Origin of the sequence: Methylobacterium sp. WL1 (assembly GCF_008000895.1) — a bacterium.
Classification (GTDB): domain Bacteria; phylum Pseudomonadota; class Alphaproteobacteria; order Rhizobiales; family Beijerinckiaceae; genus Methylobacterium.
Genome location: NZ_CP042823.1, coordinates 5698820 through 5711128, shown reverse-complemented (window position 1 = coordinate 5711128; position 12309 = coordinate 5698820). Strand labels below are relative to the sequence as shown.

The 12309-nt window shown below is 70.2% G+C and carries 14 protein-coding genes; 4 read left to right on the top strand and 10 right to left on the bottom strand.

The window, feature by feature from the left end; genetic code table 11:
* Positions 1–59: 59 nt before the first annotated feature.
* The gene (locus FVA80_RS27820; RefSeq protein WP_147906402.1) at positions 60–719 is read left to right on the top strand and encodes an HdeD family acid-resistance protein; all 660 of its coding nucleotides are present in this window, start codon (positions 60–62) and stop codon (positions 717–719) included.
* A gap of 143 nt (positions 720–862) precedes the next feature.
* Entirely contained in the window at positions 863–3337 is a 2475-nt protein-coding gene (locus FVA80_RS27815; RefSeq protein WP_147906401.1) for a PBP1A family penicillin-binding protein, read from the top strand.
* Positions 3338–3341: 4 nt separating this feature from the next.
* On the opposite strand, the gene FVA80_RS27810 is transcribed toward FVA80_RS27815, so the two are convergent.
* The gene (locus FVA80_RS27810; protein ID WP_147906423.1) at positions 3342–3770 is read right to left on the bottom strand and encodes a DUF1810 domain-containing protein; all 429 of its coding nucleotides are present in this window, start codon (positions 3768–3770) and stop codon (positions 3342–3344) included.
* 276 nt (positions 3771–4046) lie between these two features.
* Here FVA80_RS27810 and pcaD point away from each other — a divergent pair, with 276 nt between their 5' ends.
* Entirely contained in the window at positions 4047–4847 is an 801-nt protein-coding gene (pcaD, locus tag FVA80_RS27805; protein WP_147906400.1) for a 3-oxoadipate enol-lactonase, read from the top strand.
* Positions 4848–4889: 42 nt separating this feature from the next.
* Here the strand turns inward: pcaD and FVA80_RS27800 are convergent, their stop codons facing one another.
* The 9 genes from FVA80_RS27800 to FVA80_RS27765 form a co-directional block, all read right to left on the bottom strand.
* Complete coding sequence (locus FVA80_RS27800) at positions 4890–5174, bottom strand: hypothetical protein (protein ID WP_147906399.1); 285 nt, start codon at positions 5172–5174, stop codon at positions 4890–4892.
* Between the two features lie 109 nt (positions 5175–5283).
* Positions 5284–5436 (bottom strand): hypothetical protein, encoded by a 153-nt coding sequence (locus FVA80_RS30800; protein WP_187193530.1) that lies wholly within the window; start codon positions 5434–5436, stop codon positions 5284–5286.
* A 98-nt stretch (positions 5437–5534) separates the two neighbouring features.
* Positions 5535–5948 (bottom strand): EF-hand domain-containing protein, encoded by a 414-nt coding sequence (locus FVA80_RS27795; RefSeq protein WP_147906398.1) that lies wholly within the window; start codon positions 5946–5948, stop codon positions 5535–5537.
* Between the two features lie 183 nt (positions 5949–6131).
* Positions 6132–6383, bottom strand: coding sequence for a hypothetical protein (locus FVA80_RS27790; RefSeq protein WP_147906397.1), 252 nt, complete (start codon positions 6381–6383; stop codon positions 6132–6134).
* Between the two features lie 100 nt (positions 6384–6483).
* Entirely contained in the window at positions 6484–8103 is a 1620-nt protein-coding gene (locus FVA80_RS27785) for an ABC transporter substrate-binding protein (RefSeq protein WP_147906396.1), read from the bottom strand.
* 132 nt (positions 8104–8235) lie between these two features.
* Positions 8236–9297 carry an MBL fold metallo-hydrolase gene (locus FVA80_RS27780; RefSeq protein WP_147906395.1) on the bottom strand — a complete coding sequence of 354 codons (1062 nt, stop codon included), beginning with the start codon at positions 9295–9297 and terminating at the stop codon, positions 8236–8238.
* Positions 9298–9373: 76 nt separating this feature from the next.
* Entirely contained in the window at positions 9374–9610 is a 237-nt protein-coding gene (locus tag FVA80_RS27775; RefSeq protein ID WP_147856934.1) for a hypothetical protein, read from the bottom strand.
* 105 nt (positions 9611–9715) lie between these two features.
* Positions 9716–10741: an aromatic ring-hydroxylating dioxygenase subunit alpha gene (locus FVA80_RS27770; RefSeq protein WP_147906422.1), complete on the bottom strand. Its 1026-nt coding sequence runs from the start codon at positions 10739–10741 to the stop codon at positions 9716–9718.
* Between the two features lie 400 nt (positions 10742–11141).
* Positions 11142–11771 carry an ATPase gene (locus FVA80_RS27765; RefSeq protein WP_147906394.1) on the bottom strand — a complete coding sequence of 210 codons (630 nt, stop codon included), beginning with the start codon at positions 11769–11771 and terminating at the stop codon, positions 11142–11144.
* 298 nt (positions 11772–12069) lie between these two features.
* Between FVA80_RS27765 and FVA80_RS27760 the strand changes: the two genes are divergently transcribed.
* Positions 12070–12297 carry a glutathione S-transferase gene (locus tag FVA80_RS27760; protein ID WP_147906393.1) on the top strand — a complete coding sequence of 76 codons (228 nt, stop codon included), beginning with the start codon at positions 12070–12072 and terminating at the stop codon, positions 12295–12297.
* The last annotated feature ends 12 nt before the right edge of the window (positions 12298–12309 follow it).

The window sequence follows — 12309 nt, the reverse complement described above, 5'->3', positions numbered from 1 at the left end:
TGCAGCGTTCAGCGGGCGGGTCGGCCGGGCATGCGCCCGACGCGCTTCGGAGTTCCGCCATGACCAGCACCCCGTCCCCGAGACCACCGGGATCCGGCGTCGGCTCGACCGCGACGTCGCCTTCGGGCATCCCCCTCACCGGCACCGCCCGGCTGGACGCCATGAGCACGGTGCTCGCCCGGAACTGGTGGCTCATCGCCCTGCGCGGCGTCGTCGCGATCCTGTTCGGGATCGTCGCCTTCGCGGCGCCGCAGGCCTTCGTGCTGTCGCTGGTGTTCCTGTTTGCCGCCTACATGCTGGTCGACGGACTCTTCGCCATCGTCGGCGCGGTGCGGGCGGCGCAGCGGCACGAGCGCTGGGGCTTCCTGTTGATCGAGGGCATCGTCGACGTCGTCGTGGGCGTGGTTGCCGTGCTGGTGCCGGCCGCCGCGGTCTGGGCGTTCGTGCTGCTCCTCGCCGCCTGGGCGCTCGTGACCGGCGGCCTGATGATCGCGGCCGCGTTCAGGCTGCACCTGCATTACGGGCGCTGGTGGCTGGGGCTCGGCGGCCTGGTCTCGATCCTGTTCGGAATCGCGCTGATCCTGGAGCCCGGCATGTCCGCCCTGGTCCTGACTTGGTGGATCGGCGCCTACACGTTCGCGTTCGGCGTGCTCCTGCTGATCCTCGCGGTGAAGCTGCGCAGCCGCCACGGGATGGCCGGACCGGTCGCCGGGCGGTAGCGGTTTGCGTTGCGCGGGGCACACGGTCGCGGCGCCTCGGTCGCCGCGACCGGGCCTCGTTCGTTTGTCGGCGGGACACGCACTCGAATGCAGCTTAGAACGCGGCCTCGACCGGACGGTCCGGTCCCGGAACACGCATCGCGATGACGCCAGACGCGCCGGAGCGCGCACCGACCGATCCGGGCCCCGCGCGGGATCCCGGGGCCGACACGTCGGACCCGCGCCGGGCGGCCCGCGAGGCCGGACGCGCCGCGCGCGACCTTTTCCGCCACCTGTGGATCCTGATCGCCGCCGCCGGACGCGGCGTCCTGCAAGCCGGGCGTTCTGGTTTCTCGCGCATCGCCGGCGCCCTGACCCGTCGACGTGACCGCGCGCAGCCCGTCGCGGCCGATCGGCCCGCTGCGGCGGACACGGTACCGCGCGTCGCGGCAGGTCACGGCCGCTTCGCCCGCCTGCGGCGCCGGCCCGTTCTGCTCGCCGCCGGGGCCGCGATCCTGCTGCCGGCCCTGGCGCTGGCGGTCTACCTGCTGGCCGCCCTGGTGACCCTTCCGCCGCTGGGCGGGGCGATCGTCGATACCGGCCAGCGGGCGATCACCGTCGAGGCCGATGACGGCCGGGTCTTCGCCACCCGGGGCAGCTTCCGCGGCCAGAAGCTCAACGCCGCCGATTTGCCCCCGAACCTCGCCAAGGCGATCGTCGCGATCGAGGATCGCCGGTTCTACAGCCATTGGGGCATCGACCTGCGCGGCCTCGCCCGCGCCGCCTGGCGCAATGCCGCGGGCGGCGGGGTGCGCGAGGGCGGCTCGACGATCACCCAGCAATATGTCCGCCTGACCTCGCTCAACCAGGAGAAGACGCTTTGGCGCAAGGTCCAGGAGGCGTTCCTGGCGCTGCGGGTCGAGACGACCATGAGCAAGGACGAGATCCTGCTCGGCTACCTCGACACCGCCTATTTCGGGGCCGGCGCCTACGGGGCGGACGCGGCCGCCCGGCGCTACTTCGGCAAGCCCGCCAAGGCGCTGACCCTGCCCGAGGCGGCCATGCTGGCCGGGCTGGTGCGGGCGCCCTCGCAGCTCGCCCCGACCCGCAACCTCGGCGGCGCGAAGGAGCGCGCCGACGTGGTGCTCCAGGCCATGGTCGAGACCGGGGCGATCACGCAGAAGGAGGCCGACGCCGCGCGCAAGCAGAGCGTCACCCTGAAGTCTCCGCCCGAGGCGCCGCCCGGCACCAACTACTTCCTCGACATGATCGCCGGCGACGTGAAGCGGCTCGCCGGCACCGACGGCGACATGACCGTGCGCTCCACCCTCAACCTCGACCTGCAGAGCCTCGCGGAGGGCGTCGTCGCCCGGCGCCTCGACAAGGACGGCGCCAAGCGCAAGGTCGGCCAGGCCGCCATGGTGGTGCTGTCGAAGGCCGGCGCGATCCTCGCGATGGTGGGTGGCCGGGACTACGAGGACAGCCAGTTCAACCGCGCGGTCCAGGCCAAGCGCCAGCCGGGCTCGCTGTTCAAGCTCCTGGTCTATCTGACCGCCTACGAGCAGGGCCTGACGCCCGAGAGCGTGATGGACGACCGCCCAGTGCGCATCGGCGACTGGGAGCCCGAGAACGACGACGGGCGCTATCGCGGCCCTGTGCCGCTGCGGACCGCCTTCGCGCTATCGATCAACACAGTGGCGGCCCAGCTCGGGCAGGATGTCGGCATCCCGGCGGTGATCGCCACCGCCCGCAAGCTGGGGATCCAGTCCGAGCTGCCGAACGTGCCGAGCCTCGTCCTCGGCTCCGGCACCGTCAGCCTGCTGGAGATGACCCGCGCCTACGGCTCGGTGCTGTCCGGCCGCGCGCCGCTCGCGAGCTTCGGCATCCACGCGATTCGCGGGGCGGGCCCGCAGCCGCTCTACGTCCGGGCCGAGCCGGCGCCGGCCGCCACCCTGGGGCAGGAGCCGCGCCAGATGATGCTCGATTCGCTCCAGGCGGTGGTCGATTCCGGGACCGGCCGGGCGGCGCGGGTGCCGGGCCAGATCATCGGCGGCAAGACCGGCACCAGCCAGGATTTCCGCGACGCCTGGTTCGTCGGCATGACCCCGGACCTCGTGGTCGGGGTCTGGATCGGCAACGACGACGACAGCCCGATGAACCGGATGTTCGGCGGCGAGATGCCGGCCGGGATCTTCCACGATTTCATCCAGCGGGCCTCCGCCCAGCTCGCCAAGAACCGTCCGCGCCCGTCGGCGGAACGGGCCGAGCCGGCCCCGGCCGTCGCGTCGGCGCCGCAGCTGGCCCCTCAGCCGATCCCTGTCGCGTCCAACGAGATCCGGGGCGTGCCCGAGGTAATCGACACCGGGACCCTGTCGCTGCGTGGGCGGACCGTGCGCCTCCTCGGCGTCGTGGGCGAGCGCGGGCATCTCGCCCGGCAGCTCGCCAAGTACCTGCGTCGCCGCGAGGTGGTCTGCAGCGTGTCCGAGGATGCCGCCGGCCGCTGCCGGATCGAGGGCGACGACCTCGCCGCCCTGATCCTCACCGCGGGCGGCGCCCGGGCCTCGGACGATGCGCCCCCCGACCTCCTCGGCGCCGAGGAGCAGGCCCGGGCCGAGCGCGTCGGCCTATGGGGCCGGTGACCGCTCAAGGGTGCCCGAGCTTGGCGAGCGTCAGCGGGTCGGGCTCGCCGTCAAAATACCGCGCCAGGGCCGCGGCGAAATCCGGCTCCTCCGGCGCGGCGCGCGCGAACAGGGTCATGCTGGAGCGGAATTTCATGTCGTCCGGGGAGCCGAAGATCGCGTGGGCCGTGCGGCCGGTGACGCCGTTCACCGCCGTCGTGCAGGCGCGCAGCCGCGCGCCGAGCACCGGATGCGCGCCGTAGGCCCGCGCTTCGTCCAGGGTGCCGATCGCGTAGCGTTGCGCCATCGGGCTGGAGCCCAGGCCGGCGATCTGCGGGAAGATGAACCACATCCAATGGCTGCGCTTCTCCCCGGCCCGCAATTCTGCGAGGGCCCGGTCGTAGACGCCCTCCTGGGCGGCGACGAAACGGTCGAGATCGTACGGTTCGGCCATCATGATCCGGCTCCGGGCTGCACCACACCAACCCGGTAGCGGGCGCCCGGATGCGTGCGGCCGACGCGCGGCCGGGGGATCGCGCCAGTAGCACCGGATGCTCGACACGCTCACCGGCTTCATGATCGAGGACTGGAACGCCGGGCGCGCTCTACCGGGCGGCCGGATTATCCGGACGGGCGCTGATCGCTGCCGGCGGACGACCTATCTCGGCGGGACGTGCCGTCGGCCGGTGGGAGGCACCGGTCCGGATGCAACCGTACACGGAGACGTCTGATGCCGAAGATCACCGTCCGGGGACTCGCGTTCCGCTATCTCCTGGAGGGCCCCGAGGACGCCCCCGTGGTTGCGTTCTCGAACTCGCTCGGTGCCACCCTGGACATGTGGGACGCCCTGCTGCCGGCGCTCGCCGGCCGTTTCCGGACCCTGCGCTACGATACCCGCGGACATGGCGGCTCCGAGACGTGCGACCGGCCGACCGAGATCGCGGACCTGGCCGGCGATCTCGCGGGGCTCCTCGACGCGCTCGGGATCGCCCGCGCCCATCTGGTCGGGCTCTCGCTCGGCGGCATGATCGTGCAGGCGCTGGCCAGCGCCGATCCGGAACGCTGCACGAGCGCGACCCTGATGGCGACGGCCGCGCATCTTCCAAGCACGCAGAGCTGGGACGAGCGTGCCGAGACGGCGCGGATGCAGGGGACCGGTGCGCTCGTCGATGCGACGCTGGCGCGCTGGTTCACCCCCGCCTTCGCCGAACACTCACCCGGCGCCATGCGGGCCGTGCGGGAGCGCTTCGTCGCCTGCGATCCGGTCGGCTACGCGGTATGCTGCGGCGTCATCGGCCGGATGGACCTTCGGCCCGCCCTGTCCGCGATCGCGGCCCCGGCCCTGGTGATGGCCGGGCGCGACGACCCATCGACGCCCCCCGCCATGGCCGAGGCGCTCTGCGCCGGCATCGCCGAAGCCGAACTCGTGGTACTGCCGCGGGCGGCGCACCTCCTGGCGGTCGAGCGCGCCGACGCCGCCGGACGCTACCTGCGGGCGTTCCTCGATCGCATCGAGGCCGGCAGCGCCTGAGGACCGGCGACCCTCAAGCCGGCCATCGCCTTGAACGAGGCGTCAGTGGCAGGGAATGCCGGCCTCGGCGGGCGTCATGCCCCGCGCGAGCCGGCGCCCGACATGAAACAGGACCTTCTCGATCAGCGCGATGGTCAGCGGATCGCCGTCGTGTTTCGCGAACTGATAGGCGTCGAGCAGGCTGTCGCTGATGTCGCCGAGCAGGTCCGCGGGATCGTGCGGCGCGTCTGCCCCGTGTGTCGACACCGGAGCGGCCGCCGATTCGCCCACCGGCCCGACACGGGTGACCTGCGAGCCTTCGATGACCTGGCGCGCGGCGTCGATCATGGCCCGCATCTCTGCAAGCAATTCGAGGCTCGTGACGTCGTCTGGCGTGTCCTTACGCATGGTTCGGTCCCCCAACCGCCTCCAAACTGCACCTACAGGTTGCGATCAGTCAACCGTCCGCCTGCCCATCTTGCAGGCATAACGGTTTCAAAGCGGGATTGTCGCAGGCTACGCCGTCGGAAAGGTCGATCCCGACATCATCAAAGAAGAAGGTGATTACAACCGAGGGATGTAATAGCAGTGACGCCGGCTTGCCGGCCATCCACATGGCATTCCCGGTTCGAACGCAAGAACGCCCCCGCGGAGAGATCCACGGGGGCGCCTGCATCTTCGATACGCGCAATCAGTATTAACGCAACGTTACTTGACGAGGGCGAGCAGCGCCTTGCCGGCCTTGGAATTCAGCTCCTTGGCGTCGAGGGTGCCGTCGTTGTCCGGGTCGGCCATCTTGAAGCGCTCGCCGACGGCCGCGAGGTATTCCTTCTTGTCGACGGTACCGTCGTTGTCCGGATCGGCCTGCTTCAGGCCGGCCTTGCTCAGGCGACCCTTCAGCTCCTTGGCGTCGAGGGTGCCGTCGGCATCCTTCTCCAGGCGGTCGAAGGTCGCGGAGGCGACGGCCTCGACTTCCTTGAGGTCGACGGTCCCGTCGTTGTCGGTGTCGATCATCTTGACGGCGCTGGCGCCCGTCACCGGCTTGGCGAGGGCGGCCGGGACGGCGAGGCCGGAAACGGCGAAGGCAAAAGCCGCGAAACCACTGATGAACCGAAGGGTCATTGCCAAATTCTCCCGAAACTCGATGCGGGATCTTCCTAGTCTCGCCCAGACAATGCTGCAAGTGCGAAATTGGCAGGGCAGGCCAGTCGCACGTCTTCCGGGTGACGAACGACGCGAAAAAGGGGTCGGCCTGGGCCGACCCCTCAAAAAGCATTCAGTCACGCAAGCTGTGGACAGCCCGAATCAGTAACCGTAGCCGCGGCGAACCGCCGGACGGTCGTCCTCGAAGCGCTGGCGGCGATACATCCGGTCGTCGTCATCGGCGCGGTCACGATCCCGGCGGTATTCGTCCCGGCGGAAATCCCGCTCCCGCTGACCGCGCGAGCGCAGGTCGACGCTGGGACCGTCGGGTCCGATATCGATGCGCTGGGCCGAAGCCGGGACGACAGTCGCGAGGGAGGCGGCCAGGATGGCGCCGGCGAGCAGGGTCTTCATGGGACACTCCTTCGTGCGTTGGGGTCCCAACACAGTCTCGCGACGATCGTTCCCGATTCGCCCAGGCATCTCCCGCGGCGTCGCAGAGGTCCCGGCTGTCTCAGGCCAGCGTCGACAAGTCCTGAAACCAATGCTGCGCCTGAACATAGTTCTTCACTCGCGGTGACAAAGCGTGCGGGTTGGTATCGTGCACCACCCAAACCTGCACCGCGTCGTCGACGACGATTTCGTGGATGCGGGCCAGCAGCCTGTTCTGCTCCTCGGGGTCCAGGCTCGCCTTCACCTTGTCGCAGAGGGCGTCGACCTCGGGATTGCGGTAGTGGCTCCAGTTCACGCCGCTCGGGGCGATCTGCTTCGAATCGTAGAAGCGCAGGATCGCGTAGAACGGATCCGAGGTGACGTAGGCGATGTTGCCGGCGGTGACGCCCTTGAGGCTCGGATCCGCCGCGCCCTGGCGCCACGCCGTGTAGGCAACCTCCAGCTCGACGGTCTTGAACTCGACCTGGATGCCGACTTCGGCCCAGCTCTGCTGGACGAACTCGTTGATCGGCAGGGACAGCATCTGCCCCGTCCCGCCGGTGGGGATCATGATCGTCGCCTTCGCCGGGTTCTTCACCGAGAACCCGGCCTCCTCCACGAGCTTGCGCGCCGCCTCGACGTCGGTCCTGATCTGGAAGCTCGGCTTGCCGAACCACGGGCTCGACGTCTGCATCTGGCCCACGGCCGGCTGGGCGAGGCCGCCCAGGAGCTGGACCACGCCGTCGCGGTCGATGGCGAGGTTGGCGGCCTTGCGCAGGCGCACGTCCCGCCAGGGCGAGCCTTCCAGCATCGACAGGTGGTAGTTCCAAACATGGGGCGTGTCGTTGCCGACGACGCGCATGCCGGATGACTTGAGGCGCGGCACCGCGTCGGGGGCCGGCGCCTCGATCAGGTCGACATTGCCGGAGAGCAGCGCGTTCACCCGGGCGAGGTCCTCCGGCACGCAGGTCAGCGTCAGCTTCGCGAGCTTGGGCACCCGCTTCGGGTTCCAGTAGCCGGCGTTCGGCAGGAGCTCGAGGCGGACCCGCGGGACCAGCTGGCCCATCTTGAACGGGCCGGTGCCCGAGGGCTGGAACGCGAACTTCGCCCAGTCGCGCCCCATCGCCTCGTACTGGGCGGGCGAGGAGATCAGGAACCACAGCATCTGGTAGGGGAACAGGCTGTCGGGGTTCTTGGTCGTCACCTGGACGGTCTTCGCGTCGAGCTTGCGGTAGCTCGCGACGCCCGGCAGCCGCGGGCGGACCTGGGCGGCCTGCCGCTGGTCGAAATGCGGTGCCTCCTTGTTGAGCACCTTGTCGAAGTTCCAGATCACCGCGTCGGCGTCGAAGGCCGAGCCGTCATGGAACGCCACGCCCTCGCGCAGGTGGAAGACCCAAACCTTCGGATCCGCCGCGTCGACCGCCCAGGAGGTGGCGAGACCGGGGACCATCCGGCCCGGCCGGTCGGCAATGCCCAGATCCCAGGCGACGAGGGGATCGTACAGGGTCAGGCCGGTGAACTGGTAGCCGCCGGCGCCGCGATCCGGCTGGCCGGTCGTGAGCGGGAGGTCGGTCATCGAGATGCCGTAGGTCAGGCTGCCGGCGGCCGCGCCCTGCGCGCCGGCCCGGCCCGCAGTGCCGAGCGCAGCCAGGGCGGCGCCCCCGGCCATGAGCGAGCGGCGTGTCGGCTTGATCGGGTCCATCGGGTCTCTCGGCAGAAGGGGACGCGCGGCCGGCCGGCGGTCGCCCCCGTCATCGAGACGCGCCGCAGGCAGGCTGCATACGGTATCCTGCATGCATCGTGCCCAGCGCGGCGGCGGTCGGTATTCTGCGCCTCAGGCTCCCCAGACCTGCCCGGGCCGCAGCGCCAGGAAGCGCTCTGGAGCGATGCCGTGCGCCTCCAGGGCCATCGCCAGAGCCTCAGCGGGCCGCTCGATGCCCTCGTCGGTGAGCTGGAACGTGCCCCAATGGTGGCCGAGCGCCTGGTCGGCCCCGAGCAGCGCGAAGGCCTCCACGGCCTCGGCCGGGTTTACGTGCTGCGCCTGCATGAACCAGCGCGGCTCGTAGGCACCGATCGGCAGGGTCGCGAGGCGGGGCGCCCCGAACCGGGCGCGGATGTCGCGGAACAGCCCGCCGTCGCCAAAGCCGGTATCGCCCACATGGTAATGGACGCCCTGGGCCGAGGTGATCACGAAGGCGCACCACAGCGCCATGCGCCGGTCCTGCACGCCGCGGGCCGACCAGTGGTTGGCCGGCACCAGGTGGACGGCGAGACCGTCGCCGAGATCCACCGACTCACCCCAGTCGCGGGTCTCGACGTGCATCGTGTCGTCGAAGTTGCGCAGGATCGTGTCGTTGCCCAGCGGCGCGACGATCAGCGGCTGGTGGGCCTGCCAGATCCGGGCGAGGTTCGGCCCGTCGAGATGATCGTAATGGTTGTGGGTGATCAGCACCGCATCGATCGGGGGCAGGTCGGCGAACGCGATCCCGGGCGGGTTGACCCGCTTCGGTCCGGCGAACCGGACCGGGCTGGCGCGCCGGGCGAAGACCGGATCGATCAGGATGTTGCGGCCGGCGACCTGCACCAGGTAGCTCGCGTGCCCGATCAGCACGACGCGCAAGGATCCGCTGCGCTCGGGCGGACGGTCCGCGGGGAACGGGCTCGGGTAGCTCTTCGGCCAGGGCTCGCGCTGCCGCTTGGCCTGCCAGCGCAGCACGTCCGGCAACGACTTGTCGGTGGCCTGGTCCGGCAAAAAGAAGCGCAGGCCGTCGAAATGGTCCGATTCCGGGCCGCGATAATAGGGGTTCTTGCCCCGGCGGTGGGCGGCATAGCCGACGCCGCCGAGCGTCATCACCGTGGCCGCACTCGCGACCGTGAGCAGGCTGCGCCGTTTCATGGTTGGGAAATGGCCGGCCCGGCGCCGTGGTCAAGCTCCGGCCACCGCGACGGGGAGCCTCAGGCTCGCTTTTGCCTCACTCCACGGCCTCGGCGGCGAGCGACAGGCGGGCGCGGAACACGACCTTGCCGACCGTATCGCGGACGCAGGCGACGTAATCCTGGCGCTCCACGTCGGGTAGCATGTCGCGGGCGATCGCCGACATGATCCGGGTGACCTTGGCGCGGGCGGCCGGCAGGTCCGGTAGGTCGAAGCCGACCTCGTCGCGGACCGGCTGGGAACCGTCATGGAGGTCGATGTAGAAACGGGGCATCGGCGCGCAGCGTCTCGAGAGGAATAGGCCTAGGAAATCATTACGCAAAGTGTGGTTAATAGAGCGTTACTCGCCCTGAATAGAGCCCAATAACTGTCCTATAAATCAGGACCGCCAGCGCAGCTCGCGCCGTTCCAGGGGATTCTCGAACGGGCGCCCGGTGCGAGCCGAGTCCAGGGCTTCGCGCTTGAGCCGGAAATACCATTGCGAGGGCAGGTCGCCCTGCCCGAACAGCACCATGGTCGGCTTACGGTCCAGGCCGTCCTGCGCGTGCTGAAGCACCTCCTGGTCCTGCGTGAGGAACTGCCGCATCAGCGGCCGCGCGATGGGCTTGAGCAGGTTCAGCGCCGGCATGCTCCACACCAGGACGTTGGTCAGCATCGTCCGGTCCGGCGTGAGCGGCGTGGCGAAGGTGTAGTTGGCCACCCGCTTGTCACCCGCGCGGATGTGCTCCAACCGGACCCCGGGCAGCCGGAACTCGATCTCGACCTCGGGCACGCCGCCGAGCAGGCGGTAGACTGGTGAGCTCGTCGTGGTGGCGTGGCTCGTCATGACGAAGCCGTGCGGCACCGGCTGGAACGTCTTGACCTTCTCGCGCAGCTGCTTCGAGGGCCGGAACCACCAGCTGTCGTGCACGAAGGCGACATGGCCGGGATCGACCAGGCTCAGCGTGGTGAGATCGTAGGACGCCTCGACCACGAGTTCCACGACCAGGGAGCCGGCCGGCGCGAAATCCAGCTCCGGCACCGCGGGCACGTCGCCGGAGGCGGGCCCGAGATGCGGGTTCACCCACAGGAACCCAGCGCTCTCCCGTACCGGGAAGCGCTGGACCTGGATGCGGGAGAAATCGGCGGCGTCGTGCTCGGACAGGGTCGGGACGTCCCGGCAGCGCCCGTCCGTGCCGAAGCGCCAGCCGTGGAACGGGCACATCAGGGTGTCGCCGTCGAAGCGGCCCTTCGACAGGGCCATGCCGCGATGCGGGCAGCGGTCGCGCAGCGCGAACGGGGTCCCGTCAGGGGCCCGGCCGAGCACGATCTGCTCGCCGTTCAGCTCCACGGCGCGGAGCCCGGTGCGGCCGAGGCTGCGGGACTGGCCAACGCAGTACCACGCGTTGCCGAGCGGCTGACGCATGGCCTCGGGATCGAGGGCTGCATCCTCGGGCGGACGCGGCAGGGGCGTGACGGGCGCGTTCAACGGCGGTTCGGGCTGACCTCGGTGGGCTCGTCATACGCCCGGCAGCCGAAGCGGGAAAGCGGGCGCACGGGGAGGACAAACGGGCGCAGCCACGGGGCTTCACAAGCCGGGTCCGGCCACCTACCTTCGCATCACCCGCAACGAACGAAAGGAGGTGATCCAGTGTCTCATTGTCATCATCCGTCAGTCTCGGCTTACCGGACCTGGACCGTCGCCTCCGGCGCGTCGCTCTAAGACGCGTCTGAGCCCCGATCTCGGGACAGTTCCGCCGGACATGATGGTTCGGCAATGGAAGGGCCACCCTCACGGGTGGCCCTTCGGCTTTTCAGGGGTGTCTTCAGCGCTTCGGGGCCTGGAACAGCGGCTGGGCCAGGGCCTCGGTCCGGGCGCGCCACAGGTCGCGCTCCTCGCGCAGGGCGTCGCGCTCGGCCGCCATCGCGTGACGCTCGGCCCGCAGCCCGTCGCGCTCCGTGACCGCGCGGTCGCGCTCGGCCCGCATGTGTTCCCGCTCCTGACGGAACCGCTCGCGCTCGCTCCGGAACTCCTCGCGCTCGGCGCGGACCTCCTCCTGCTCGGCGCGCAGGTCCTCGATCGAGCCGATCTCCTCGCGGATATGGTCCCGCAGCGCCCGGATCTCCTCGGCCAGGATCGCCTGCAGCTCGGTCTGGCGGTCGGCCTCGAGCTTCAGCCTGGCCTTGAGCATCATGTTCTCGGCCATCAGCTCGGACACGTCCGCATCCTCCGCGACCGCGCCGGGCGCCTCGGGCTGCGCCACGAGTCGCGGCGACCAGGCCGCCTCGGCGGCCCGGGGGGCCTTGGTATCCGGTTCAGCCTCATACGGGCGGTCGTCGCCATGCTGCTCGGCGGGGCTGTGGGTCTTCATCGTCGCCAGCCAGTCCCGCAGGGGGCCGGGGGCGATGCGGCTGCCGGTCTCGTGCGGCGGCAGGGTGCGGGCGGGTTCCGACATCGGCGGTCGTCCTGAACGGGTGCTGCCCGATCAGAGTCGCAACATGCTTAACGATCCGTAAAAGTTAATGGCACTCGGTCCTCTCAACCGTGAGATGGTTCGCGGGCGGGATACCGAAAATTGACTTTTGCGGTGGCTGCCGCTACCCCGCGCTTCCGATCCGTAGCAGATCGTCACGACACGAAGCCGACCGGCCCCTGAGGCCGGAGGTCAACGCCCGACAGCGCGTCCGCGCCCTCGGGCGCGATCTGTGTTGGGCCGATCCGCTTCGCCGGGCTCCGCCGGTCGAGGCTATCGCATGACCCAAGTCGCCGTGACCCCAGCCGCATTGAATATCGCGGATGCGATCAACGAGACCTGCCCGTGGTCGGGCAAGCCGATCTCGGCCGACTCGCTGACGCTCTACAACGGCGCGGTGGTCGGGTTCTGCAATCCGGAGTGCCGGGACAAGTTCGCGAGCGCCGTGCGCAGCTTCGAGGCCGCCCTCCAGGCGCGCCGCGTCGAGCGCGCCGGTCTCGAACAGTAAGCGCGGGTCGGA

Bases quoted from the DNA above. Each gene is read 5' to 3' on its own strand.
- FVA80_RS27820 (WP_147906402.1), top strand. From the start codon at position 60: ATGACCAGCACCCCGTCCCCGAGACCACCGGGATCCGGCGTCGGCTCG.
- FVA80_RS27815 (WP_147906401.1), top strand. From the start codon at position 863: ATGACGCCAGACGCGCCGGAGCGCGCACCGACCGATCCGGGCCCCGCG.
- FVA80_RS27810 (WP_147906423.1), bottom strand. From the start codon at position 3,770: ATGGCCGAACCGTACGATCTCGACCGTTTCGTCGCCGCCCAGGAGGGC.
- pcaD (WP_147906400.1), top strand. From the start codon at position 4,047: ATGCCGAAGATCACCGTCCGGGGACTCGCGTTCCGCTATCTCCTGGAG.
- FVA80_RS27800 (WP_147906399.1), bottom strand. From the start codon at position 5,174: ATGATCGACGCCGCGCGCCAGGTCATCGAAGGCTCGCAGGTCACCCGT.
- FVA80_RS30800 (WP_187193530.1), bottom strand. From the start codon at position 5,436: ATGGCCGGCAAGCCGGCGTCACTGCTATTACATCCCTCGGTTGTAATC.
- FVA80_RS27795 (WP_147906398.1), bottom strand. From the start codon at position 5,948: ATGACCCTTCGGTTCATCAGTGGTTTCGCGGCTTTTGCCTTCGCCGTT.
- FVA80_RS27790 (WP_147906397.1), bottom strand. From the start codon at position 6,383: ATGAAGACCCTGCTCGCCGGCGCCATCCTGGCCGCCTCCCTCGCGACT.
- FVA80_RS27785 (WP_147906396.1), bottom strand. From the start codon at position 8,103: ATGGACCCGATCAAGCCGACACGCCGCTCGCTCATGGCCGGGGGCGCC.
- FVA80_RS27780 (WP_147906395.1), bottom strand. From the start codon at position 9,297: ATGAAACGGCGCAGCCTGCTCACGGTCGCGAGTGCGGCCACGGTGATG.
- FVA80_RS27775 (WP_147856934.1), bottom strand. From the start codon at position 9,610: ATGCCCCGTTTCTACATCGACCTCCATGACGGTTCCCAGCCGGTCCGC.
- FVA80_RS27770 (WP_147906422.1), bottom strand. From the start codon at position 10,741: ATGCGTCAGCCGCTCGGCAACGCGTGGTACTGCGTTGGCCAGTCCCGC.
- FVA80_RS27765 (WP_147906394.1), bottom strand. From the start codon at position 11,771: ATGTCGGAACCCGCCCGCACCCTGCCGCCGCACGAGACCGGCAGCCGC.
- FVA80_RS27760 (WP_147906393.1), top strand. From the start codon at position 12,070: ATGACCCAAGTCGCCGTGACCCCAGCCGCATTGAATATCGCGGATGCG.